The sequence below is a fragment of the Helicobacter japonicus genome, assembly GCF_000762845.2.
Taxonomy (GTDB): domain Bacteria; phylum Campylobacterota; class Campylobacteria; order Campylobacterales; family Helicobacteraceae; genus Helicobacter_C; species Helicobacter_C japonicus.
In genome coordinates this window covers 51816-77495 of sequence record NZ_JRMQ02000007.1, presented here as the reverse complement: position 1 = coordinate 77495, position 25680 = coordinate 51816, and the positions used below count along the sequence as shown (strand labels likewise).

28 protein-coding genes are annotated in these 25680 nt (G+C 36.1%); 19 read left to right on the top strand and 9 right to left on the bottom strand.

From position 1 onward, the window contains the following. Positions 1-7: 7 nt before the first annotated feature. The 3 genes from LS65_RS06235 to LS65_RS06225 all read left to right on the top strand — a co-directional run bounded on the left by LS65_RS06235 (position 8) and on the right by LS65_RS06225 (position 2645). A complete protein-coding gene (locus tag LS65_RS06235; RefSeq protein ID WP_034361450.1) occupies positions 8-397 on the top strand; it encodes a GtrA family protein in 390 nt (129 codons plus the stop codon). Between the two features lie 77 nt (positions 398-474). Then, on the top strand, positions 475-1209 hold the full coding sequence (gene kdsB / locus LS65_RS06230; protein ID WP_034361452.1) for a 3-deoxy-manno-octulosonate cytidylyltransferase: 735 nt from the start codon (positions 475-477) through the stop codon (positions 1207-1209). A gap of 59 nt (positions 1210-1268) precedes the next feature. Beyond that, positions 1269-2645 carry an MATE family efflux transporter gene (locus tag LS65_RS06225; RefSeq protein ID WP_034361455.1) on the top strand — a complete coding sequence of 459 codons (1377 nt, stop codon included), beginning with the start codon at positions 1269-1271 and terminating at the stop codon, positions 2643-2645. Here the strand turns inward: LS65_RS06225 and LS65_RS06220 are convergent. Next, a complete protein-coding gene (locus LS65_RS06220; RefSeq protein WP_034361457.1) occupies positions 2640-3212 on the bottom strand; it encodes a Crp/Fnr family transcriptional regulator in 573 nt (190 codons plus the stop codon). The genes LS65_RS06225 and LS65_RS06220 overlap by 6 nt on opposite strands. Before the next feature lie 139 nt (positions 3213-3351). Between LS65_RS06220 and LS65_RS06215 the strand changes: the two genes are divergently transcribed. From LS65_RS06215 to LS65_RS06205, 3 genes are all read left to right on the top strand, one after another. After that, positions 3352-3789, top strand: a complete 438-nt coding sequence (locus tag LS65_RS06215) for a copper resistance protein CopD (protein WP_034361459.1) — start codon at positions 3352-3354, stop codon at positions 3787-3789. Positions 3790-3912: 123 nt separating this feature from the next. After that, positions 3913-4305 (top strand): group III truncated hemoglobin, encoded by a 393-nt coding sequence (locus LS65_RS06210; protein WP_034361461.1) that lies wholly within the window; start codon positions 3913-3915, stop codon positions 4303-4305. A 48-nt stretch (positions 4306-4353) separates the two neighbouring features. Next, positions 4354-5181, top strand: a complete 828-nt coding sequence (locus LS65_RS06205; protein ID WP_052061050.1) for an alpha/beta hydrolase — start codon at positions 4354-4356, stop codon at positions 5179-5181. A gap of 4 nt (positions 5182-5185) precedes the next feature. On the opposite strand, the gene LS65_RS06200 is transcribed toward LS65_RS06205, so the two are convergent. The 6 genes from LS65_RS06200 to napA are packed head-to-tail and all read right to left on the bottom strand — an operon-like array spanning position 5186 to position 11745. Next, positions 5186-5545 carry a chaperone NapD gene (locus LS65_RS06200; protein ID WP_034361462.1) on the bottom strand — a complete coding sequence of 120 codons (360 nt, stop codon included), beginning with the start codon at positions 5543-5545 and terminating at the stop codon, positions 5186-5188. After that, complete coding sequence (locus tag LS65_RS06195; protein WP_034361463.1) at positions 5542-6585, bottom strand: WD40 repeat domain-containing protein; 1044 nt, start codon at positions 6583-6585, stop codon at positions 5542-5544. The genes LS65_RS06200 and LS65_RS06195 overlap by 4 nt, the downstream gene beginning before the upstream one ends. Before the next feature lie 11 nt (positions 6586-6596). After that, entirely contained in the window at positions 6597-7163 is a 567-nt protein-coding gene (locus tag LS65_RS06190; protein WP_034361464.1) for a nitrate reductase cytochrome c-type subunit, read from the bottom strand. Then, entirely contained in the window at positions 7160-8089 is a 930-nt protein-coding gene (napH, locus tag LS65_RS06185) for a quinol dehydrogenase ferredoxin subunit NapH (RefSeq protein WP_034361466.1), read from the bottom strand. Before napH ends, LS65_RS06190 begins: the two co-directional genes overlap by 4 nt. Beyond that, positions 8089-8922 carry a ferredoxin-type protein NapG gene (gene napG, locus LS65_RS06180; RefSeq protein WP_034361468.1) on the bottom strand — a complete coding sequence of 278 codons (834 nt, stop codon included), beginning with the start codon at positions 8920-8922 and terminating at the stop codon, positions 8089-8091. Before napG ends, napH begins: the two co-directional genes overlap by 1 nt. Before the next feature lie 9 nt (positions 8923-8931). Then, positions 8932-11745, bottom strand: a complete 2814-nt coding sequence (gene napA, locus LS65_RS06175; RefSeq protein WP_034361469.1) for a nitrate reductase catalytic subunit NapA — start codon at positions 11743-11745, stop codon at positions 8932-8934. 297 nt (positions 11746-12042) lie between these two features. On the opposite strand from napA, the gene LS65_RS06170 reads away from it, so the two are divergent. The 7 genes from LS65_RS06170 to hisG all read left to right on the top strand — a co-directional run bounded on the left by LS65_RS06170 (position 12043) and on the right by hisG (position 16723). Further along, a complete protein-coding gene (locus LS65_RS06170) occupies positions 12043-12744 on the top strand; it encodes an HAD family hydrolase (protein WP_052061051.1) in 702 nt (233 codons plus the stop codon). A gap of 71 nt (positions 12745-12815) precedes the next feature. Next, complete coding sequence (greA, locus tag LS65_RS06165) at positions 12816-13307, top strand: transcription elongation factor GreA (protein ID WP_201274339.1); 492 nt, start codon at positions 12816-12818, stop codon at positions 13305-13307. Positions 13308-13313: 6 nt separating this feature from the next. Then, a complete protein-coding gene (dut, locus tag LS65_RS06160; protein ID WP_034361470.1) occupies positions 13314-13757 on the top strand; it encodes a dUTP diphosphatase in 444 nt (147 codons plus the stop codon). Between the two features lie 21 nt (positions 13758-13778). Further along, positions 13779-14438, top strand: a complete 660-nt coding sequence (locus LS65_RS06155; RefSeq protein ID WP_034361471.1) for a hypothetical protein — start codon at positions 13779-13781, stop codon at positions 14436-14438. Beyond that, on the top strand, positions 14438-15448 hold the full coding sequence (locus LS65_RS06150; protein WP_034361472.1) for a hypothetical protein: 1011 nt from the start codon (positions 14438-14440) through the stop codon (positions 15446-15448). Before LS65_RS06155 ends, LS65_RS06150 begins: the two co-directional genes overlap by 1 nt. Beyond that, positions 15448-16068 carry a type III pantothenate kinase gene (locus LS65_RS06145; RefSeq protein WP_034361473.1) on the top strand — a complete coding sequence of 207 codons (621 nt, stop codon included), beginning with the start codon at positions 15448-15450 and terminating at the stop codon, positions 16066-16068. The genes LS65_RS06150 and LS65_RS06145 overlap by 1 nt, the downstream gene beginning before the upstream one ends. Before the next feature lie 25 nt (positions 16069-16093). Next, positions 16094-16723: an ATP phosphoribosyltransferase gene (gene hisG, locus LS65_RS06140; RefSeq protein WP_034361475.1), complete on the top strand. Its 630-nt coding sequence runs from the start codon at positions 16094-16096 to the stop codon at positions 16721-16723. Here the strand turns inward: hisG and LS65_RS06135 are convergent. After that, positions 16704-17021: a hypothetical protein gene (locus tag LS65_RS06135; protein WP_034361476.1), complete on the bottom strand. Its 318-nt coding sequence runs from the start codon at positions 17019-17021 to the stop codon at positions 16704-16706. The genes hisG and LS65_RS06135 overlap by 20 nt on opposite strands. A gap of 9 nt (positions 17022-17030) precedes the next feature. Next, positions 17031-17741 (bottom strand): M48 family metallopeptidase, encoded by a 711-nt coding sequence (locus LS65_RS06130; RefSeq protein WP_034362060.1) that lies wholly within the window; start codon positions 17739-17741, stop codon positions 17031-17033. A 58-nt stretch (positions 17742-17799) separates the two neighbouring features. Here LS65_RS06130 and rplI point away from each other — a divergent pair, with 58 nt between their 5' ends. The 6 genes from rplI (at position 17800) to LS65_RS06100 (ending at position 25667) form a co-directional block, all read left to right on the top strand. Next, positions 17800-18252, top strand: coding sequence for a 50S ribosomal protein L9 (gene rplI / locus LS65_RS06125; protein WP_034361477.1), 453 nt, complete (start codon positions 17800-17802; stop codon positions 18250-18252). Next, positions 18252-18794, top strand: coding sequence for an ATP-dependent protease subunit HslV (gene hslV, locus LS65_RS06120; RefSeq protein WP_034361479.1), 543 nt, complete (start codon positions 18252-18254; stop codon positions 18792-18794). The genes rplI and hslV overlap by 1 nt, the downstream gene beginning before the upstream one ends. A 25-nt stretch (positions 18795-18819) precedes the next feature. Next, positions 18820-20136, top strand: coding sequence for an HslU--HslV peptidase ATPase subunit (gene hslU, locus LS65_RS06115; RefSeq protein ID WP_419471495.1), 1317 nt, complete (start codon positions 18820-18822; stop codon positions 20134-20136). 16 nt (positions 20137-20152) lie between these two features. After that, on the top strand, positions 20153-21067 hold the full coding sequence (gene era, locus LS65_RS06110) for a GTPase Era (protein ID WP_034361481.1): 915 nt from the start codon (positions 20153-20155) through the stop codon (positions 21065-21067). A gap of 24 nt (positions 21068-21091) precedes the next feature. After that, positions 21092-22102 carry a L,D-transpeptidase Cds6 family protein gene (locus tag LS65_RS06105; RefSeq protein WP_034361483.1) on the top strand — a complete coding sequence of 337 codons (1011 nt, stop codon included), beginning with the start codon at positions 21092-21094 and terminating at the stop codon, positions 22100-22102. A gap of 67 nt (positions 22103-22169) precedes the next feature. Next, a complete protein-coding gene (locus LS65_RS06100; protein ID WP_420536998.1) occupies positions 22170-25667 on the top strand; it encodes an acyl-[ACP]--phospholipid O-acyltransferase in 3498 nt (1165 codons plus the stop codon). The last annotated feature ends 13 nt before the right edge of the window (positions 25668-25680 follow it).

Genomic DNA, 25680 nt, shown 5'->3' with positions numbered 1-25680 from the left:
AGAATAAATGAAAAACTCGTGGCACAAAGCAGGTATAAAATACTTAAGTGTGGGAGTAGTAAATACCTGCATTGGCTATGGTGTGATATTTTTTGCGTTATGGTGTGGCATTGTGCCAGAAGTGGCAAATGCAATAGGCTATGGCGTGGGTTTTGTAGTTTCTTATATCTTGAATAAAACTTTCACCTTTGCTTCACCTTCTTCTCATAAGCGCGATTTGCCTCGTTTTGCTTTGGCTATGGGTATAGCGTATGTGGCACAATTTCTTGTAATGAGCTTTGTATATAGAATCTTAGATGTGAATGCTTATTTTGCCCAAATTATTGGGGGTGTAGTGTATGTGTGCGTTGGTTTTGTGATGAGTAGGTGCTATGCTTTTTCACCTAAGGATTCATAAACAAATATGATTTTGCGTAAGATTTATATGAAGTAAGCTACAATTTCACAAAATTTTAGACATAAGGAGATAAAACGATGATTATTATCCCAGCACGTTTAGAATCTACGCGCTTTCCACAAAAGGCATTGTGTGATATAGGTGGGTTGCCTATGGTTGTGCGCACAGCACTCAATGCAAGAGAGGTAGATTCTGTAGTGGTGGCGTGTGATGATGAGCGTATAGCTCAAGTATGTAAGGAGCATAAAATTCCTTATGTGATGACAGATAAAAGTCATACAAGTGGGACTGATAGATGTGCAGAGGCAGCACGAAAACTTGGTTTAAAAAATGATGAGATAGTCATTAATGTGCAAGGTGATGAGCCATTTTTGGAGCATAATGTTATTTCTACACTTATGAATTTGATGAAAGAAAAACAGCCTTTTATGGGGACTTTAGCAAAGGTGATTTCTGAATCTAGTGTGGCTGATTCAAATCTTGTCAAAGTTGTGCTGAATGTCTATAATGAGGCGATTTATTTCTCCCGTGCTTCTATTCCATTTCACCGTGATAAAGATAGCAAGGCTATGGAGCAAACACCATATTTAGGGCATTTAGGGATTTATGGCTTTTATGCAAAGACCTTACAGGAGTTTTGTTCTCTGCCAAAAAGCCCAATAGAGGACATAGAAAAATTAGAGCAGCTTCGCGCCATTTATCATAGAAAAACTATTGCTTTAGCAGTGGTAGAAACAAAAAGTGTGGGGATTGATACGCCACAAGATTATGAGAGAGCGTTAGCATATTTGAAGTATATAGACTCAAAGTAAGAGGCGAAGAGATTGCTCGATTCTAAAAGTAGAATCAAGGTTGTAAATAAGGATTGAAAATGAGTGCGATAAATGTCAATGATAAAGTAGATATGCGTAAAGATTCTATCTACAAACTCTTTTTTTATTTTTTTGTTCCAAATTTATGTGCAATGCTTGCACTTTCAACTTATTCAACCATTGATGGTATTTTTGTGGGAAAAAAGCTTGGTGAAAATGCACTTGCTGCTATTGGGCTATGTTGGCCTATATTTCCCGCTCTCATTGCTTTTGAATTACTCTTTGGTTTAGGGGCAGCCTCTATTGCTTCATATTTTTTGGGTAAAGGACAAGATAATCGCGCAAGATTAATGTTTAGCTCTGTATTTTATTTTGCAACCCTTTCTTCTGTTATTATTGGTGTAATTCTTTTTTTCTATGTGGAGGAGGTTGCACTCGCACTTGGGGCAAATGATTTGGTGCTGCCTTATGTGGTAGAATATTTGCAAGTCGTTTTTTTAAGTGCTGTGATTATGGTGCTTCACCCTTTGCTTGATGTTTTTGTTATTAATGATAAGCGTCCGATTTTGGCAATGATGGCGATGATTATTGGCTCTGTATCAAATATTGTATTAAATTACATTTTTTTATTTGTGCTAGAACTTGGTATGTTTGGCTCTGCTCTTGCTACTGCTATGGGACACGGATTGGGTATGATGATACTTTTAAGCCATTTTGTGCGTAAGAGAGGGCGCATTTATTTTGTATGGCGATTTTCGCTCAATGCCGTGTTTGCTTCTGCCAAAAATGGTGTGCCTCAAAGCATTTCTGAGCTTAGCGTAGCATTTGTAATGATTATGTTTAATCATACATTAAAGGCTTTGGCTGATAGTGAAGAGATGAAAGTGAGCTATCTTGCTATTTATAGTATCGTGATGTATGTGGGTGTAGTTTGTTTTACAATTTTGCTCTCTTGCGCTCAAGGTGTGCAACCTGTGGCAAGCTATAACTATGGAGCTGGAGAGATGAAGCGAGTGAGGGGGATTTATGCTTTTGGAGTGGGTTTTGCCACTGCTTTAGGCATTTTAGTTTATGGAGTCTTTATGAGTATAGATTCTATACTTGTCAAACTTTTTCTTAAAAGTGGGCAAGAGATGATTTTAGAACCAACCCTTGAAGCAATGAAAGTGTATTTTATAGGCTATATATTTTTAGGATTTAATATTGTGAGTGCAATATTTTTTCAATCAATCCAGCGACCTAGAAGCTCATTTATTATTACTCTTTCATACAATCTTGTTTTTGTGATTATTTTGCTTTTTGTTTTGTCTTATTATTATGGTATTTTTGGTGTATGGCTTTCTTATCCACTTTCTCTTGTGTGTTCAAGTGTGATTGTAATTGCTGTGATTTTTTATGAATCTCGTTATGGTGTGCTTGGCAAAAAAACATCATAACAAATAAATTTTACCCTTAGTTGTAGTAATAATACCTTTGCTTTTGAGCATTTTAAGCGTGCGTGAGAGAGATTCTGGAGAGACGTTGAGGTTTTGGGCGATTTGCCTTTGAGTTTGCGTAGGTAGCAAGTCTTTATGGCTTTTGAGGTAAGCTAAGAGTCGTGTTTGCAAGTTTTGATTGTGCGCAGTGATATGAGATTCTAAAATCTGAATCTTTTGGCACAAAGAGGTGATAAAAAGTGAGCACATTTGTGTATCTTGTAAAATATGTGTGCAAAAAGTATCAAAATGAATACTTATTATTTCACAAGATTGCATACATTCTGCATTTGATGGATAGTGCAAGTGCATAAAAAAAGGCATTTCAGCAATAAGGGAAGGCGCAGTGATAGTATGTAAAGTGCATTCGTTATCATCAATATCTGTTTTGCTTTTATAAAGTCGCACCTTGCCTTTAAGAAGCAAAAGAAGAGAGGATACGCTCTCTCCCTCAAAAAAGAGGATTTCATTTGCACCATATAATCGTTTTTTGCCGATGCGTGAAAGGGTATCAAAAAGTGGCTGCATTTTTATCCTTTTTTAATGAGTGAGTATTTATTAAAGGTGAGATTATAGAGAAAATCTTAACATATATCAATGTTTTTTACTCTTTTTTGTTTTAAGATTTTAAGATATGCCACAATAAATAGAATAAAAAGGATTATGAATGGAATTACTTTACCCATATTTTCTTACTCTACATTTGATATGTGCGATAATATTTTTAGGCTATATTTTTACTGATGTGGTGTTGCTTACCCCTATAAGAAAATATGTAGGCGATGAAATTGCTGATAAAATATTTAGCGTTATCAGCAAAAGAGGTGTAAAAATAATGCCTTTATGCCTAGCTCTTTTGGTGCTTACAGGTGGAGCGATGATAAGTCGCTATATTGGTAGCGTGCAAGGATATTTGCAAACACCATTACAGATTCTGTTAGTGATTAAAATGTGTCTTGCGCTCATTATTGTATTAATGGTAATTATCTCATTAAGTTGCAAGTTTTTGAAGCTTAAAAATCCTTTGGCAAAAGTGATACACCCTATAGCATTATCTCTTGGTTTTATTATTGTAGTTTTAGCAAAAGTAGCATTTTATGTATAAAATTCTAAGATTCTTAAGGAGGAGAAAATGGGTATTGAAGTAGTTGGTATAGTGTTAGCAGTGAGTTTGGCAGCTTTTATTGTTATTAAGCTTGCATTATTTTTAAAATAAGGAGAAAAAGAGATTATGTTTGATGAGATTAATGTAGATTCTATAAATAAACTTATGGATATTTTTTATGCCAAAGTTCGTGCGGATAAAAGTGGTTTAGGCGATATTTTTAACACAAAAATTGGCACAAGTGATGAAGTATGGGAAGCACATAAAGCAAAGATTGCAAATTTTTGGCAAGGTATGCTTTTGAGTATGGGTGATTATAATGGGCAGCCCTTGAAGGCGCATTTAGATTTACCACCTTTTCCACGTGAGCTTTTTAATGTGTGGCTTAATTTATTTGAAGAAAGCCTAAGGGTTGTATATACAAAAGAGGAGCATATCGCAGTAGTAATGCAACGTGCTCAAATGATAGCCCAAAGATTCCAATATATGATATACGATAGCGGAATACAGCATTAATAGGGCACTTAGAATGTGTCAAGACAAATATATTAAGCGCAAATAAATATGTATAAGTTTTTAGTCACAACATTAGTTTTTTGCTCTTTTATTTTTGGCGCACCTTCGCAAGAAATTCCACTTATTACACAAGAAGCAAAGACGCTTTTTACAATAGAATCTATGCGCTTGCAAAACGCACAGGGAAGATTCTATAATATTTACATCGCTATTCCAAAGCATAATAAAGATAAAAAGAGTGTGTTTTACACGCTTGATGGCAATGCGTTTTTTCCTTTACTGCTGAATAAAATAGCACAATCCACAAAACCTCTTAAATCATTGCCTCTTATTGTAGGAATCGGACACGATAGTGTATTGGCTTATGATAAGACATTGCGCACTTATGACTATACTCCCACACTTCCTAAAAATTTGCAAGATTCTTTTAGCGGTGGGGGCGGAATCAATGTATTTTTGGATTTTCTTACACAAGAAGTGAAGCCCTTTATTCATAAGCGATTTGGTATGCCTCATAAAGAGCTGCTTTTTGGACATTCTTTTGGCGGACTTTTTGTGTTGCATACACTTTTGCATAAGCCACAGAGTTTCACGCATTATATATGTGCTTCACCATCACTTTGGTGGGGTGAGGGAAAGTTTCTATCTTTGCCTTTGAATCTTAAGAATTATCCAGATTCTATAATTTTTACTCAAGGGAGTTTAGAGCAAAATACTAAAAGGAAGCAAGGCATAAAAATTGAAGAGATTGTGCAAGATTTACAAAAGAATGCGCCTAATCCTCAAAGTATTGTATTCCTTGAGTTTAGCGGACAAAATCACGGCAGTTCTATTCCCTATGCTATGCAAAGTGCGTTGGATAGATTTATGGAATAGATTGTTATTTGCGTTTTTTCCCCATAAGATGTGCTATTGAGCCAGAGTAAGCAATATTTTCAGCAGGAATAGAATCGTTATTGAGAAACTCACTTATACCGCCATCTATGGATTTAAGTTGTGCATTAATTTCATCTTCTTGATAAGCATAGTGCATATTTGCGCTCATTACTCCCGACATAGATTCTATATGTTTGTTGATAACCACTTCTTCTTCAGTGCTTTGAGATTCTATCACGACAATAAGCTGATTTGTAGCTTTGTCTTCAATGTATATTTCACAACCTTGTATTTCTTTGATAGCATTTTTTACCGATTCAAAGCTTTCTTGTGCAGTTTTCACGACAATACTTGAAATATTCATTGTTTCTCCTTAGGTTTTGGAAGATTCCAAATAATAAGTATTTTATCATCACTCCCTGAAATAAGTGTATTTTCATCATAAAAAACAAGACTATTAATAAGTGAAGCTGTTCCTTTAAGTGTATATTGTTCTTCCATCGTTGGTAAATGTATAATACCTATATCATTTTGCTCATTTTTACTAAATGCTGCCCAAGTGGCATTTGGTGAAATGCCTACCGCATAGATAAGAAAATCACTTTTTATACTTGTAGCATTTGTGAGGTTAAAAGTTGATTTATCTTGTGAGTTAAATGTATAGATTCCCATTTGTCTATCCACACTTGCAGTAAGAATCTTATCTTGTGCAGATGCAATTTGGTAGTTATTGTCTTTATTGATTTTATCAAGTCGCGAAAGCACTTTACCATTTGCACTATGAATGACATTAACAATACCAGATTCATCAGTGCTTAAGATAAAAGGTGTATTAACACATAAATCAGAAAAACCAGCAAGACTAGGGTGGCTCATATAAATAAATTTCTTATCTGTAATATCAAAAAGCCCAATTTCATTACTTAAAAAGCCAATGACAAGCTTATTTTTATCAAAAGCAACAATACGTTTTGGTGAAGTCGTGGTATGATAAATAACTTCAGGTTTTTGTGTGGTGGAGAGTTTGAGAATCTGCTTTCCACCGCGCGAAGCTTCACTTAGCACAAAAAGTGTTTTGCCATCAAAAGTTGCAATATCAAACACACGAGGCAAAAAAGCGTTACCAAAATAATCCTCTATAAGAGGTAAGGTAAGGCTATATGCTTTAAAAGCCTTTTTATTGCTATCAAGACTAAAGACATCTATTCCACCATTTGTATTGCCGACAAAAATATAATTATCAAAGGCACTGATGTGTGTAATAATCGCATTTGTATGAATGGTTTGTGCATTTTTACTTTCAATAACAAGGGGTTTTGCACACAAGGGTAGAGATAAAGCAAGTAGGCATAAAAAATACCATATTTGCTTAAATCTTGCTCTATGCATCTTTAGAGAATCCACTTGTTTTATCCTTATTTCACACCCTCATTCAAGACATCAAGGAGATTTGATGAGTTTTTATCTTTTTCAGTGCGAAAAGTTGGCGAAAAAGTATTTGCAACAACAGGAGCTACATTTGCTTGTGGTGTATGACATAGCACACAATTAAAACGTGCGTGAGAAACCTCACCTAAGTTTTTATTTGTGCGTAAATCATAAGTATGTGAAGCGGGAACGGGAATAGCACCCACATCTTTTGCTATTGATGGGTCGTGGCAGGCAAGACATTGATTGTTATCTTGTGTAATAGGTAACATACCCTCTGTGCTATGAGAAATCATAGGGGGGGCATTTTCAAATGAGCGTTCAATAAGTGTGCTTTCTCCCGCAGATGCATCAGGATATTCATATTGAAGCAATTTGACATCTTTTTCATCTTGCAAATCCACTTTTCTTAATCCTATTTCATTATCTTTAAGCATATCACCACTTTTGATTTCGTGTGATATATCCTCGCTTTTAGATTCTGTCGAGTCCGAGCAGGCAAAAAATGCCAATCCAAGTAATCCAATTACTAAACTTTGAGCGTATTTTTTCATCTTTTCTCCTTTTGTGTAAAATTTAAAATACTAAATTGTAGTGCGTTATCATCGCACACCTCAATACATCTTCCACAGCGCAAGCAAGTCATTGTTTTTAATGCACCTCCTTTTTTGCCAATAGGTTTTAAGACTTCAGGTTCGGGACAAATTTGCACACATTTCATACATTTTGTGCAAGCAGAAAGTGTATGATAAACACGTAAGAGTGCAAATTTTCCTATGAGTGAATACATTGCTCCAAGCGGACAAATATGCCCACAAAAACCATTTTTAAGGATAAACAAATCAAACAAAAACACAGCTATTGCTGCAAAAATACCAAATCCCATACCAAAAACTATACCACGATGAAGCATAGAAATGGGGCTGATAAGCTCAAAAGCCGCTATACCAAATATCGCACTTAATATTAAGCTTATCCCTAAGATTACAAATCGCGTAGAACGAGGGAGAAAAAGCTTATGTTGGGCATAGTTTAGACCTAATTTCGCACGAAGAAAATTTGCAAAATCAGTTACTAGATTTATGGGACATACAAAAGCACAATAAGCTCTTCCTAAGAATACCCCATAAATAAAAACCACAAGCAATACTCCAAGTGCAACATCAAGTGCTAATCCACCACCTGCGAGAAAAATCTGCAACGCAGCCAAAGGGTCTGTGAGGTTGAAAATACCTCCAAACCATTTTGCGTGACTTAAATTTCCTTGTGCAATGGAGCTAAACACACTTGCTTCTTTTGCTACTACCGAGCTAGAATCTCCAATCAAAGATTCTATATTGCCACCAAAAATACCCAACTCCTCTTTGTTTTGCACATTTTTAAGTGTTGCGATAGAGTAATTACCCAATATAAATAATGCAAGAATTGCAATTTGAGTAAATCGCCTAAGAGTGAGATATTTTATTTTTGCAATCTTCATTATACATCTCCGAGCGAATCATTAAGATACTCTAGAGTATCGTGGGATTTTTTGGGCTTAATGTTTTTTTCATCTTTAAGCTCAAAAAGTCTATTTTCATCAAGCTTATCCCAGCCTTTGATATAGTTTGTTCCCATTTTACCTAATGCCACACTACGAGGCAAAACAATAATTGTAGGAAGTTCTGTTACACACGCTTTTTCACACATACCACAACCAGTGCAATAATCACTATCTACAATAGGGAGTAAGAATCCGTGTTTTCCTGTGCGCTCATTGCGTTTATATTCTAGGCTAATAGCCTTGTCAATAAGCGGACAAGCCCGATAGCACGCATCACATTGAATCCCTGCATAAGCCACGCAATGTTTAGAATCTACGATGGCTACACCCATTGTAGCGTTATTAATATCAGCTTGAGTATAGTTTTGCTCCCCATCTTGTGGTTTTTTTGGCTGATACAGACGTTTTAAGTCAAGTGCATCGGTAGGACAAGCTGCTGCACAAGGAATATCTTTGCACATATAGCAAGGCACTTTACGCGCTTCAAAAAAAGGTGTGCCAAGTGTAGTGTTATCATTTGGCGTTGCAAGTTTGAGCGTATAAAAAGGACAAGATTCTACACAAAGCCCACATTTAATGCAGCTCGCGATAAATTCTGCATCATTTTTACTCGCACCTGGAGGACGCAAAATATTTGTGCTTCCAGCCTTAGCGACATTGATATATGCTCCCCAAATAAACGCACCAAAAAGTGCAAAACCTGTATTTTGCCCTATTTTAAGCAATGCTTGTCGTCTTTGTGGGTTTGATGGCTTTGTTTTATCTTGCACATTTTATCCTTATGCTTTATACACTTTCACGGCACACTTTTTAAAGTCTGTTTGTTTTGAGATTGGACAAGTCGCATCAAGACAAACCTTATTGATAAATACATTTTCGTCAAACCAAGGCACATAAATAAGTCCCTTTGGTGGGCGATTTCGTCCGCGTAAATCAAGTTTTGCTTTTACTTTACCGCGTCTAGATTCTATCCATACGATTTGATTTTGCTCTAAATTTTGTGCTTTTGCATCATCAGGGTGCATATAACAGAGTGCCTCAGGCACAGCACGATAGAGTTCAGGCACACGCATAGTCATTGTGCCAGAATGCCAATGTTCCAATACGCGTCCAGTGCAGAGCCATAAAGGATATGTTTTATCAGGCATTTCACAAGGATCCATATAAGGACGCAAGAAAATTTTTGCTTTATTGTCAATGCTTACTTTATCCTCATTTGGTGCTTGAAGCGAGCCTGCAGGCATTTCTTTGCCTTTATTCCCATAGAATGCAAATGCTTTTCCATTACCAAGTTTTTGTGCATAGAAGTCATATTTGCTATTAAATCTCCATTGCGTTTCTTTGCCATTAACGACAGGCCAACGCAAACCTCTCACACGATGATAAGTATCAAAGTCTGCTAAATCGTGTGCGTGTCCTAAGCCAAATTGACGATATTCTTCCCAAAGGTATTTTTGGATAAAAAATCCGTAACCCTTAAATGCTTCACCATTGCTTCCTTGCACATTGCGATAATCACCCAATACTTCTGTGTTGAGTTCATCTTTTAGCATAGCATCTTGCATACCAAAAGCTTTTGCATTTTTGTTGGCAAAAAGCACATCATAGAGCGTATCATTTTCTTTGTAACCCATAGCAATAGCTGCTTCTAAAACAGGTTTAAGTTCAAGGTCAGCATATTCTTTATTCCATACTTCACTGAGTGTAAATCTTTTAGCAAATTCAGCTATTTGCCAAATATCAGGCATAGCTTCTCCGGGTGCTACAACTTGCTGTTTCCAATGTTGAGTGCGTCTTTCAGCATTACCATACGCTCCCCATTTTTCATAAATCATTGCTGTTGGCAAGATTAAATCTGCTACTTTAGCACTTATGCCCGGATAGCATTCACTTACCACGATAAAATTATCTTGTTCTCTTGCTGCCGCAATCCAGTGATTAGCATTAGCAGTATTTTGCCACGGATTATTCACTTGAACCCACGCCCATTTGATTTTAGAATCTTCCAAATCACGCATAATTTTCAAGAATGGTGCGCCTATTTTGCCATTGAGTGTGCCAGAGGGGAGATTCCATATTTTTTCAGTAACTTCGCGGTGCTTAGGATTTGCTACTACCATATCTGCAGGAAGTCTGTGTGCAAATGTTCCAACTTCACGCGCAGTGCCACACGCACTAGGTTGCCCTGTGAGCGAGAATGCGCCACTACCAGGCTTAGCTTGCTTACCAAGAAGCATATGCACCATATAGCTTTGCTCATTTACCCAAGTGCCTCTTTGGTGTTGATTCATACCCATAGTCCAAAAGCTTACAATTTTGCGATTTTTATCAATATAATAATCTGCAAGATTTTGAAGTTTTTGCTTGAAAGATTCTATGCTTTCATCAGGGTTGCCTTTAGCAAGATTTGCTACAAAATCAAGAGTATAAGGTTCTAAGCCTTTTTTGAAATCCTCAAAGCTAATACCCCAGTGGTTTCCTGCTGCACCAGCTTTATCCATTTTCATTTCATCACCTGCTTTAATACCAAGATATTGTAGCGTGATACCTTCATCATCACTCATTATTTTTGATACTTCCTTAGCAACTATATCCCTTTCTTCAGGCTTGAATTTAGGATGATTAGGATTATTTCTCATACCATAGCCAATATTAACAAAACCTGTGCTAAAGACACAATTTTCTTTTACAAATGTTTCATCTACTGCATTGCGATTAATGATTTCTCGTGCAAGAAAATTCCAAATAGCTAAGTCAGTATGTGGTTTAAATATAATCTCAATATCTGCTAAATCTGATGTGCGATTCGTATAAGTAGAAAGATTTATCACTTTTACATTACTATTGCTAAGTTTTCTGTCGGTTACACGACTCCAAAGCACAGGGTGCATTTCAGCCATATTCGCACCCCAAGTAACAATTGTATCTGTAAGTTCAATGTCGTCATAGCACCCAGCAGGTTCATCAATACCAAAAGTTTCTATAAATCCAACAACTGCACTTGCCATACAATGTCGTGCATTTGGGTCAATATTATTACTTCTAAACCCACCTTTGATGAGTTTTACTGCGGCATAGCCTTCTTGAACAGTATATTGCCCAGAGCCAAAAACTGCTATACCTGTAGGTCCAAGCTCATTATAGGCTTTTTTAAATTGTTTTTCCATTTCATCAAAGGCTCTTTTCCAGCTTACAGGGGCAAACTTTCCTTTTTTATCAAACTCTCCATTACTATTGACGCGTAAAAGAGGTTTTGTAAGCCTATCTGCTCCATACATAATCTTTGCACAAAAATATCCCTTGATACAATTTAAACCACGATTTACAGGTGCTTCTGGGTCGCCCTTAACTGCTACGATTTTTGCTTGTCCTGCGCTGTCTTTTTGCGTAGCAACCATAATACCACAACCTGTTCCACAGAATCTACATACTGCTTTATCCCATTTCCAAAGTTTTTGTGCATTTTGTGCCTCTGCACTCATCACGCTTGGGATACTTAACCCTACACTTGCTGCCGCTGAAGCTGCCGCTGCACTTTTAATAAAGTCGCGGCGTGAAAGCGTAGGCTTATTGCTTTGAATTTTGCTTGTCATAAAACCTCCTTAAGTTGTCGCTTACATTTGGAGAATCCAAATGATTAAAAAAATTCTATCTTTGATACCCATTCTACCTATTTGATAAAAATCAATACTATTTAAGTAATGCTTAACTTTTTAATATTTATCTTTATATATATAAATATATAGTATATGAATCCTCTAACAATATTTTGCGTTTGGTAGAGTGTAAAAATCATTTTTAGAAACTAAAGTGAGGAGTCAAGTTATTTAAATACTTAGAGAAATGGTATATAATGCAAAAAGTGCAATAATGAGATTTGAGGATAATGAATGAGTGATAAAGAGCTTCAAAATATACGAGATAATACAAAAGATGTTATTGTGCTTTTTGATTTAGATGGCACGCTTGTAGATTCTACACAAGCCATTTATGCGAGTTTTTGTGATGCTTATAAAAAAATGGGACAAAAAGCCCCTTCACTTGAATCTGTAAAAAATACTATTGGGCATACTTTGGAAGATATGTTTTTGCAAAATGGTGCAGATTCTAATAAAGTGGCAGAATATGTGCATTATTATAGAATCTGTTATCGCTCACTAATGGAGGAGGGCACACATTTGCTCCCTTTGGTAAAAGAGGCGATTATTGAAGCACATAGTTTTGCTTATCTTGGTGTGGTAACAACAAAACGCGGAGATTTTTCGCAGATTCTCTTAGAAAAACTTGGTGTGTGGCAGTATTTTGAATGTATAGTTGGTATAGAATCTATAACTCACCCCAAACCAAGTCCTGAACCTATATTTAAAGCATTAGAGATGCTCCATATCACACAGAAGGATATAGTAAAACAGAAAATCTATATGGTGGGTGATACACATCTTGATTTGAGTGCAGCACAAAGAGCAGAAATCAATGCGGTTGGTGTGCTTTGTGGATTTGGAAAGAGGGAGGATATGGAACAATTTAATGTGCCTCTATGTGAGAGCACATTTGAAGCCGTGCGTTATATTGCACAAAAATGTAGTATTTAGCCCTTGTTTTTTTAGTTTAGCTAAAATAAGAGATTGTTTCTAAAAATTTTGAAAATAATTTGGGGGAGAAAATGGCAACTGAACCAATGACAAATTATGGCTATGAGAAGATTGTTGCAGAGCTTAAGAATCTTAAAGAAGTGGAGCGTCCGCGTATCGTGGTAGAAATTGATGTTGCACGTTCTCACGGAGATTTGAAAGAAAATGCAGAATATCACGCTGCGCGGGAAAAACAAGCTTTTATTGAAGCGCGTATTAATGAATTGGGACTTATGTTGGCTAACGCGCAGATTATTAATCCCGCGACTTTATCACACGATAAAGTAAGTTTTGGCTCAAGCGTTAAAATTGTGAATCTTGATACAGATAAGGAGTTTATTTATACACTTGTAGGTTCTATGGAAAGCAATCCATCAAAAGGGCTTATTTCTGTTTCTTCACCTATTGCTAAGGCATTAATGGGAAAAGCGGTTGGTGATGAGGTGAGTATAGTATTACCAAATGGAGAAAATGAATTTGAGATACTTGAGATATTTTATAAAGATATTATATTTGAAGGATAAAAAGTGATGAAGCAAGCACATATTAAGATTAAAAAACTTCATCACAATGCGTTGATACCAAAATATCAAAGTGCGCAAGCAGCCGGTTTTGATTTGCACGCTATTGAGGATTGTAGTATTAGAGCAGGAGAGAGAGCACTTATAGGCACGGGCTTAGCCTTTGAAATAGAATCTAACTTTGAGGTGCAGGTGCGTCCAAGGAGTGGTTTAGCCCTTAAAAATGGTATCAGTGTGCTTAATGCGCCCGGCACAATTGATAGTGATTATCGTGGAGAGATTAAAGTGATTCTAATCAATCACTCAAATGAGGATTTCAATATTCACACAGGGGATAGAATCGCCCAAGCAGTAGTCAATGAGATTATACAAGCAACATTTGAGGAAGTGCAGGAATTAAACGAGAGCGAGCGTGGGGAGAAGGGTTTTGGCTCTTCTGGCATATCAAAATAACATTTATATCAAGGAGAGTATATGAGTTTGCAATCAAATTTAAAAAGCGTTAAGGAATCTTTTAATAGTGATGAAAAAATTTTAGAGAGTGCTTTTACGTTAGAGATTCTATGGAAAAGATACCGCAAATATATCATTGCATTGATTGTGTGTGTCATTGGTGTATTTGCGTGGATTTGGGTAAGTGAATATATAGAATCTAGAAAGGCTCAAAAGGCGAGTTCAGCGTATGCAAAACTGCTTATAGATTCTACAAACGAAGAAGCATTGCATACACTAAAGCAATCAAGTCCTGCTTTGTATGATATGTATCGATTTTTTAATACAAACAATGATATGACAGCCTATGAGGAATTAGCAAAATCTCAAAATGCTTTTGTGCGCTCACTCGCCCAATATGAGATTGCTTCATTGAAGGCAAGTGAGTTTGTAGATTCTCAAAATCCTATAAATACCGCATCTTTAGCACCATATCTTGCAAGTTTAGAATCTACAAAACCAACAGGTCTCAAAAATTTAGCACTTTTGCAGGAGGCATATTTACTTTTTCAAGCAGGAGAGGCTAAAGAAGCCCATCAAAAACTCCTCCTTATTCCAGAAAACACTTTGTTTTGGGAAGAAGCAGTAAATTTGAAGCATTATGGATTAAAATTGCAATCATCAAAAGGAGAGGATAAATAATGACAAGAGAAGTCAAATTTATTCTTTTGGTTTTTTGTATCTATGCAATATGTGTATCTGGGTGTAGTTCAAAAAAGCATTTTGAGCCACAAGCTATAAATGGCAAAGTAGTATTTAAGGATACATTGAGTGCTCCTATAAAAAGTGCTACGCGTGAAGGCGCGATACTTAAAGATAATACTTTAGTTAGCTTTTCACAGGGTATAACACCGCTTGTTTTAGAGCCTTATCATAAATTTCTTGCCCAAGATAAAGATACTTATGTCTTGCAGTCTCGATGCGAGAATATTATTATTTTAGAATCAAATAAGCATACATCACAAAGCATACCTTTTGATACTTGTGTTCTCTCTGCAAGTCTTAAAGATGATAAACTTGCTATGGTGCTTCTTGATAATACTATTATGTATTATGATATTGCACAAAAAAAAGAGATTTTTTCTCAAAAATACCCTGCAGTTTTGGCAATTAACACTTATCTTGCTTCACCACAAATAAATGATAAATATGTGATTTTTCCGGATTTAGAGGGTAAGGTGCTTATTTATGATATTGCACAAAATAAAATCACTAAAGATATTCTTATTGTGAGTGATAAATTTTTTAATAATGTTATTTATATCTACGCGCAAAATAATTATCTTTTAGCAGCAACAACTAAGCGTGTGAGTGTAATTATTGGCGATAGAAGTTTCAAATACGATGTAGATTTACGTGATGTATTGTTTTTTAATGATAAGGTTTATGTTTTGAGTATTGAAGGTGAGATTTTAGAGCTTGACCACACATTGAAACTTTTGCGTAAGGTGCGACTACCTTTTGCAGTTTTTAGCGGGATTGTGATTGCGAATAATACTCTTTATACACTTGAAAGAGGTGGCTATCTTATTGAACTCAATCTTAAAGATTTTGCACCTTTAGTGTATAAAAATAATCTCGCAAAGAAGAAGAGTCTTTTTTACAATCAGGATACTTTTTTTTATGACAAAGTGTATAAGAGGTTTCAATAATGCTTCTTTGTGATATAGGGAATACTTTTTTGCATTTTTACCATAAGGGAAAAATTTGGAAAGAAAAACCTTATGCTTTAACAAAAAAAAAAGAAGGATTACCTATTTATTATATAAGTGTAAATGAGCGGTTTGAGCGTTGCTTGCTTGCTTCTCATTCTTATTGTATCAATGTGAATGAACATATTGAACTAAAAACACAATATAGCGGTTTAGGTGTCGATAGAAAAGCAGCGTGTAGGGCTGTTGATGATGGGGTGATTATTGATGCAGGAAGTGCTATTACCATAGATGTAATGCAAGAAGGGATTCATCTTGGTGGCTATATTATGCCCGGACTTGAATCATATAAAAAAATGTATGCAGATATTTCACGTGTTTTGGGAAGAGATATTGAGCCGGGTGTGGATCTTACTCAATTACCTCAAAATACTTCCGATGCGATAAGTTTTGGTGTGCTAAAAAGTATCATTTTGATGATTAAAAATACTTCGCGCACTAAGAAGTTGTATTTTACTGGTGGCGATGGAAAATTTTTTGCACGTTTTTTTGAAGATGCAATTTATGATAACACACTTGTTTTTAAAGGTATGCAAAAAGCTTTACAAAAGCATATATAAGATTTTAAAACTAAGGAGATAGAGAATGATAAAAATAGCTTTGCCTAAAGGACGTATAGCGAAAGAAAGTCTAGCGTTATTTGAGCAACTCTATGGAGGTAATTTTGTTTTTGATGATAGAAAATTGATTTTAGAGCATAATGACTTTACTTTTTTGCTTGTGCGTAGTCAAGATGTGCCTACTTATGTGGTTCATCAGGCTGCAGATGTTGGTATTGTGGGTTTAGATGTGATAGAAGAGCAGCAAGCAAATCTCGTGCGACTTTTGAATCTTGGTATTGGGAAATGCAAGGTTGTAGTTGGCTCGCCAGTGGGGAAGAGCATTGATTATCAAAAACCTAAACTTAAAATCGCTACAAAAATGCCTCATATCACGCGTAAATATTTTGCAAATAAAGCTGTTTCTATCGAATCTTTAAAGCTTTATGGTTCAATAGAACTTGCACCACTTGTGGGATTAAGTGATGCGATTGTCGATATTGTAGAAACAGGTAGCACAATGGCACAAAATAATCTCAAGATTGATGAAATCATTATGGAATCAAGTGCCTATTTGGTTGTGAATAATAATAGCTTTTATGAGAAAAAAGAACAGATTCTCTCACTCTATGAGCAGCTTAAAAAATGTATAGAAACTAATCAAGTGCAGAATTAAGCATTTCTTGGGATTTTTTAAGTGCGTTAAGTTGTAAATCTTTGATTTGCTCAGCATTTGGCGCGGTGGGTGTGTGAATCGTATCTTTTTGTGTCTTCTTTAACTCATTTGGCTGCATACCTCGAGGCATTTTGACAAACATATCTTCATAATTTTTCTTACCAAGATGATGACGAATATAAACTTCACCGGTGTTTGTGGAGTAGATATAAGTATCTTTTCCATCAGAAAACATCACCCATTCTCCAGCTAAAAGATTCATATAAAAAAGGCATAAAAAAGCACATATTTTTTTCATTTTTTCTCCTTAAGTGAGTTTTTGCAAAAGCAGAGGGTAAATTTTAGAATCTTGCCGCAAAGCAAGGCGCAAAGATTTTGCTTTTTTGCAATAAGTTGTTACATAATCCCAAAATGAGCGTGAATGGTTTTTGTGGCGGATATGTGCAAGCTCGTGGATAATGACATAATCAATAAGTTCTTTTTGTGCAAAAATAAGCATAAAAGAAAAACAAAGGCGATTATCGTGGCTACAACTTCCAAATCGTGAGCGAGCGTGAGTGATTTTGATTGAGCGATAGGTTACACCCATAAGCGAAGCATATTCTTCTACGCGTGGATAAATATACGCACGAAGCATTGCTTTAAGCTGTGTTTTGAGTGTGTGGGTATAAAAGGTGGGATTTGTAGAATCCGTAAGAGATGGGGTAAAAAGTGAATATGTTTTAGGTAAAAGAGTGCTTATATCGCACCAGAATCCAAAAATAGGAATTTGATTTTGATGAGCATTGAGTTGAGAATGCAAGGCAAGATGATGTGAGTGAAGTTTATGAAGTGTGGATTCTATCCATTGATGATTTTTTGTAATAAATTCCCAAACTTGTGTGTGCGAAAAGTGTAATGGCACACGCACAAAAAGGGATAAGTCTGCTTTGATAATAATGCGAGGATAAGCAATATTTTTGTGCTGAATATGTATGGCTTGGGCGTTTGTATAAGTTTTTTGTAATGCTTTTATCATAAAATTGCCACTTTTAGTTATAATTTTCACATTATTATAGCTTAATTATGGAGAAAATATGAAAGTTCTACTTTTAGAAAATGTGCAAGGGCTTGGTAAAAAAGGTGAGATTGTTGAAGTAAAAGATGGGTATGGACAAAATTTTCTTATCGCTAAGGGCAAGGCGCAACGTGCTACGAATGAGGTAATTAATAAATATAAAGCTAACCAACGCAAAGCAGAGGAGATTGCTGCACTTGAAATGGCTGAAATGCAGCAAATGAAAAAAACAATAGAATCTCTTACACTCACACTACATAAAAAAGTAGGTGCAAATGATACGCTTTTTGGCTCTATCACAAAAGAAGAAATTGCTCTTGCTTTGCAAGAACACAAGGTAAATCTTGATAAGAAGCATATTGAAATTCCTCAAGCTATAAAGCATATAGGGAATTTTGAAGTGCAAGTCAAGCTTGGACAAGGCATTAATGCAACACTTAAATTAGAAATTGAGCCACAAAAGGATAAATAATGTTTGAAGCAACGACTATACTTGGTTATAAGGGCGAGTATAATGGTAAAAAATGTGCTATTATTGGCGGAGATGGGCAGGTAACTTTTGGAAATTGTGTATTAAAAAACAATGCAACAAAAATCCGCACACTTTATAATGGAGAGATTCTAAGTGGTTTTGCAGGTTCTACTGCAGACGCTTTTAGTCTTTTTGATATGTTTGAACGTATTTTAGATGGACGCAAAGGTGATTTGGTGCGAAGTGTGTTAGAGTTTAGTAAAGAATGGCGTAAGGATAAATATTTACGCAAACTTGAAGCAATGATGATTGTGCTTAATACCGAGCATATTTATATTTTAAGTGGCACAGGTGATGTGGTAGAGCCAGAAGATGGCACAATCGCAGCCATTGGTAGTGGTGGGAATTATGCTTTAAGTGCGGCACGCGCCTTACATAACTACGCCTCTTTACCTCCACGAGAAATTGTAGAGCATTCTTTAGCTATTGCAGGAGAGTTATGTATCTATACGAATACAAATATAAAAATTTTAGAATTATAATATTGGAGTGCAGATGAAAGAAAATATGACACCAAAGCAGATTGTAGAATATCTTGATGGATATATTATTGGACAATATGAAGCAAAAAAGGCAGTAGCTATCGCCTTAAGAAATCGTTATAGAAGAATGAAACTTGATAAAGAGGTTCAAGATGAAATTACACCTAAAAATATTCTTATGATTGGTTCTACTGGTGTAGGAAAAACAGAAATTGCTCGTCGTATGGCAAAAATGATGGGCTTACCTTTTGTTAAAGTTGAGGCAAGTAAATATACTGAAGTAGGCTTTGTAGGGCGAGATGTAGAATCTATGGTGAGGGACTTGGTGCTTGCAAGTGTAAATCTTGTAGAAAATGAACATCGGCAGAGAGCTCAAGCACAAATTAATGATTATATCATTGAAAAAATTACTCAAAAGCTTCTTCCTCCCTTACCAAGTGGTGTAAGTGAAGCAAAGAAAAGTGAATATGATATGAGTTTTGCCAAAATGAAACAACGCGTAATAAAGGGCGAAGTTGATGATTTGATGATTGAAGTTGAAGTGAGTAAAAAGATGCATATGGGTGATGATAATCTCCCTCCAGATATGATAAAGGTGCAAGAGTCTATTTTTAAAGTCCTTAATGCTACTCAAGATAAGGTCAAAAAGGAAATGAGTGTAAAGGAAGCTAAAGAGGCTTTGGCAAATGAGGCAACTGAATCTGTGCTTGATATAGATAGTATAAGGACAGAAGGATTAAGAAGGGCAGAACAAAATGGAGTAATTTTTATTGATGAAATTGATAAAGTTGCAGTAGGAAGCAAAGATAGTTCAAGACAAGACCCGAGCAAAGAGGGAGTGCAGAGAGATTTACTTCCTATTGTTGAGGGGAGTGTAGTCAATACTAAATATGGACAAATTAAAACTGATTATATTTTGTTTATTGCTGCAGGGGCGTTTCATTTGAGTAAGCCTAGCGATTTGATTCCAGAATTACAAGGGCGATTTCCCTTGCGCGTAGAGCTTAATACACTTGATGAGGAGAGTTTGTATCAGATACTTACCCAAACAAAAAGTTCTCTCTTGCGCCAATATCAGCTTTTGCTTGATGCAGAAGATATTCGGCTTGAATTTAGTGATGAAGCAGTTAGAGAGTTGGCGCGTCTTTCGTATAATGCAAATATACGCACAGAGGATATTGGCGCAAGACGATTGCATACAACCATTGAACGCGTGTTAGAGGATATTAGTTTTGATGTGGATACTTATAAGGGCAAAGAAGTAGAAATTACAGGTGATATGGTAAGAGAGCGACTTGGAGACTTGGTAGAAAATATTGATTTAGCGCGTTATATTCTTTAAAGAATCTATATCTTGTATGAATGAAAATAAAGATTTGAGCACTCCAAATACTCGTGCAGGATTTGTTGCCACACTTGGCAGACCAAATGCAGGTAAATCTACCTTACTCAATTATCTTGTGGGAGAAAATCTAGCTCTTGTTTCACATAAGGCAAATGCTACACGCAAACAACTACAAGTGATTGTATCTTATGCACCATTACAAGCACAAATCATCTTTGTAGATACGCCAGGCATTCATCATAAAGAAAAGCTTTTGAATCAATATATGCTTTCACAGGCTCTAAAAGCTATGGGAGATTGTGATTTGGCACTTTATCTTGCACCTGTGAATGATGAGGTGAAGTATTATGAGGAGTTCTTAAACTTGAGCGAGGGATTACCCCATCTTTTGCTTTTGACAAAAATTGATACTTGCACTAAAGAACAGCTTTTGCAAAAAATCGCACAATATCGTGTTTATGATAAACATTTTCTCTCGCTTTTACCAATAAGTGTAAAAAAAGGATTTGATAGAGAGCATATTTTGCAACAAATTGTGGCACACTTGCCACAATCACCATTTCTTTATGATGAAGAACTCCTGACACCTGCAACCTTAAAGGAGATTTACAAAGAGATGATACGCGAGAGCTTGTTTGAGAATCTAAGCGATGAGATTCCGTATGAGGCTGATGTATTGATGAAAAGTTTTGAAGAGGGTGCAAAGATTGACAGAATCTATGCACATATCATTGTGGAGAAGCAGAGTCAAAAGGCAGTAGTGATTGGCAAGGGTGGAGCGACTATTAAGCGCATAGGTATATGTGCGCGAGAGAAGATGTGTCGTTTTGGTAATAAAGCAATTTTTTTAAAGCTTGATGTTGAGGTATATAAGGGTTGGAGCAAACAAAAAGATGTGTTGAAAAAAATAGGATATGATTTTATTTAGCAAACCTAAAAAGGAGTAGAGAGAATGAGTTGCTTAAAAAAATGGTTTTATTGCGTCATTATAGGGTGTGTGGGGCATCTTTATGCGCTTGATATACAAATGGTGAATCTTGTCAATGAATATAAGAAAAATGGTATAGATGCAGTAGAATCTATGCTTGAAAAATATTTATCAAGTAAAGAATATTGGGCAGAATATCTCAAGGGGAATGTTACAGAATATGGATATTTTGAGGATATGCAGTTTTTATTTATTTCCAATAAAAGTGCGCCTTCCCTTACCCTATATGAATTAAAAGATTCCACATTAAAGCAGCTTGGCACTACAAGTGCGCTTGTAGCAAAAGGTAAGGGCAATAAGAAAAAAGAGGGAGATTTGACTACGCCTATTGGCTCTTATGATTTAAATGCGCGTTTAACAGGCTTAGATCAATATTATGGACCACTTGCTTTTTCGACAAGTTATCCTAATGTATATGATAAATCTTTGAAAAAGACAGGCGGAGGAATTTGGATTCACGGATTGCCTCTTAATGGCGATAGGGAAGAGTTAAATACGCGTGGTTGTATTGCTATTGATAATGAGATTCTAAAAAAATATGATAGTCTTATTGATTGGAGAAAAACTTTACTTATCACTTATGAGGATAAGTATAAAGCAGCAAGTATAGATGACCTTGCTCTTTTGCTTTCTAGTCTCTATGAGTGGAAAGATGTATGGCAAAAAAGCAATCTAGCAGCCTATCTTGATTTTTATGATGAAAAGGATTTTTATCGTCCTGATGGTATGAGTTTTAAATCTTTTAAGGAACATAAAAAAAATATATTTGCCAAAAATGAAAATAAAGTGATACGCATTTCCCATATTAATGTCTCTATATATCCAAATGAGGCACATCGCAATATGTATCGCATTAATTTTTTCCAAGACTACAAAGCCTCACTTAATGGCAAACCAAGCTTTAGCTCTAGCGGTAGAAAAGATATGTATGTAGTTATAGAAAATGGTAAAATGAAGATTCTAAGTGAGCGATAGGATAGATTAATAAAAGTAAGGGAGTAAGTTAAAATACATAGCTTCTCCTAAAACTATAAAATAGGAGATACGAGTGAATAAAATATGGAAGATTAAAGGCTTTACATTTTTCATTCTCGTGGCATTTATCAATGCTTTTATGGATTTAGGGCATAAAATCACTATTCAAAATACAATCTATAAAGTTTATGATGGAAGCGAACTTACACTCTTAACAAGTATTATTAATGCACTTATTTTACTTCCTTTTATTTTGCTGTTTTCCCCTTCTGGATTCTTGGCTGATAAATATCCTAAAAATATCGTTATGCGTATATGTGCGTGGTTTGGCTTGCTACTTAGTATTATTATCGCATTGTGTTATTTTATGGGTTGGTTTTGGCTTGCTTTTATAGCTACTTTATTTATGGCAGCTCAATCCGCGATTTATTCTCCTGCAAAATATGGCTTTATCAAAGATTTGGTAGGCAAAGATTTGCTTGCGTGGGGAAATGGTGTGATGCAGGCAGTAGCGATTGTAGCTATTTTAGCAGGTATGAGCGTTTTCTCACTTGTGTTTGAATCTTTGTATGCTTTGAGTGATTTAGGATTCCTAGCACAAAAGGGTGAAATTTTGCAAAGTGTCGCTCCGCTTGGTTTTGTGCTTATTGTATGTGCTCTAATAGAATTATATTTATGCTATACCCTTCCCACACTTACGCAACGCACACAAGAGGTTTTTGATAAGGAAGCATACTTGAAGGGCTCTTTATTAAAAGAAAATCTTAAATTGCTCACTTCTCATCGTAATATTTGGCTATCTGTAATAGGTATAGCTGTATTTTGGTCTATCTCTCAATTACTTTTAGCGACTTTTCCAACTTATGTGAAGATGACTTTTGCGGAGTTAAATACCTTTAAAGTGCAGATGATTATTGCTTGCTCAGGTTTTGGAATTATTATAGGCTCTATTATCGCAGGACGATTTTCAAAGCAATATATTGAAACAGGGCTTATTCCTATCGGGGCAGGATTGATTTGCATAACTACTTTGCTCATCTTAAGTTTTTCCTCTCTTGTATCTTATGCTGTGCTGTTTTTCTTTTTTGGTGTGGGTGGCGCACTCTTTATAGTTCCGCTTAATGCTTTAATACAATTCCACGCTAAAGAGGGTGAGTTAGGCAAGATTCTAGCAGGTAACAATTTCGTGCAAAATATTGCTATGCTTTCGTTTTTGCTTATTGGCACTTTTACATCTTTGGGCAATATTGATGTAGTGTATCTTTTTTATTTTTGTATGATTGTTGCGTTGTGTGGGGCAATTTATGTTGTGAGGCTTTTGCCCTTTTCGCTTGTAAGAATGCTCGTTACTCTTGCATTTTTTCAAAGATACCGCTTAAATGTAGAGGGTTTTGAAAATGTCCCTGAACGAGGCGGCGTATTATTACTTGGCAATCATATATCTTTCATAGATTGGGCTATGGTGCAGTTGGCATTACCGCGTAAGGTGTATTTTGTAATGGAGCGGAGTTATTATGATAGGTGGTATATACGCATTTTTCTTGATTTTTTTGGTGTGATTCCTGTCTCAAATGCCGGAAGCAGAAAAGCTTTAGAATCTATTGCACAAAAACTCATACAAGGGCATATGGTATGTATTTTTCCCGAAGGTGCAATATCGCGACACGGGCATTTAAATACCTTTAAAAATGGTTTTGAACTTGCTACTAGAAATGTAAATGTAAATCAAGCTGTAATATTGCCCTTTTATATACGCGGTTTATGGGGGAGTGCATTTTCACACTCTCATCAAGGATTCCAAGAAAGACGCAAAAGCTTTGCTAAACGCAATATCACGATTGCTTTTGGAGAATCTTTAGATATTCACTCTAACGCACAGCAAGTTAAGGCTAAAGTGTTTGAGTTATCTTTTAGTGCGTGGAAATCTCAATGTGAAGTCTTACCTACACTTGGCAAGGCGTGGGTAGATTCTGCAAAGAAGTGGGGAAGTGAAGTGGCTATTATAGATAGCCTAAGTGGCTCTATGAGTTATACGCGAATGCTTAGTCTTACATTTATTCTTTCTAAGCTTTTTGCAGAGCAGACAAAGGGGCAACAAAATGTAGGAATCATACTTCCTGCCTCACTTGCAAGTGCATTATGTAATCTTTCTTTGCTTATGGCGACAAAAACTATTGTGAATCTTAATTTCACGGCTGGACAAAAGGCGATTGATGCTGCTATTAAATCCGCGCAGATTCAGACAATTTATACTTCACAAAAATTTATGGATAAACTTGAGGGCAAGGGTGTGAGTTTAAATTTCTCACAAAATGTGAGGGTGCTATATATGGAGGATTTGATTGACGAGATTAAAGCAAATAAGCTTGATTTTGTGTGTAAAATGGCTCAAGCGATTTTACTGCCCTCTTTTATCCTTAAATGGCTTTATACAAAAACGCAGAAAAATACAGATGTAGCCGCGATTCTTTTTAGTAGTGGGAGTGAGGGTAAGCCAAAAGGTGTAATGCTTTCACATTTAAATATTATGAGCAATATTTTGCAAATTTCTGATGTCATTCACGCGCGTAATGGAGATTCTATGCTTTCGTCTTTGCCACCATTTCACGCTTTTGGTTTAACCGTTACTACACTTATGCCTTTGCTTGAGGGTATGCTCTCTGTTACACACGCAGACCCAACCGATGCGGTGGGTATTGCTAAGGCGATAGCAAAAAACAAAGTGAGTGTGATGTGCGGCACTTCTACATTTCTGGGTATTTATGCGCGTAATAATAAGGTAGATAGGCTTATGTTTGATTCTTTGCGACTTGTGGTAGCGGGAGCTGAAAAACTCAAAAAAGATGTCAAAGAAGCCTTTGTGATGAAGTTTAATAAAGAAATTTATGAGGGCTATGGTGCGACAGAGACTACACCTGTGGCAAGTGTAAATCTACCGAGTGAATTTGATGTAGATAATTGGGAATTGCATAAAGCAAGTAAAGAGGGCAGTGTAGGTATGCCTTTGCCCGGAAGTGCCATTAGAATTGTTGAGCCAAATACTATGCAGGAAATGCCTGTAGGCGAGGACGGGTTGATACTTATCGGCGGACATCAAGTAATGGTAGGGTATCTCAATGATGAGGAAAAAACCAAAGAAGTGATTGTAGAAATTGATGGGATTAGGTGGTATAAAAGTGGCGATAAAGGGCATTTAGATGCCGATGGATTCATTCATATTGTGGATAGATATTCGCGTTTTGCAAAAATTGGTGGGGAAATGGTAAGTCTTGGCGGTATTGAGGAGGAGATTGCAAAGCTTATCAAAAAATATGAGATTGATGATGAGCTGAAATATGCAGCCACTACCATAGATGATAGTAAAAAGGGCGAGAGTGTCATTCTTCTTGTGAGCGGTGAAAAGACAGAATGTGAAAAAATAGAAAGAATTATCAAAGAAGCGCAAATCCCAGCACTTTTTAAGCCATCTAAGATTCTAAGAGTGGAATCTATCCCCGTGCTTGGCTCGGGTAAGGTGGATTTCAAAGGTGCGAAAGATTTAGCACAAAGGCTCCTCAATGTGTGAATGTAAAAGATTA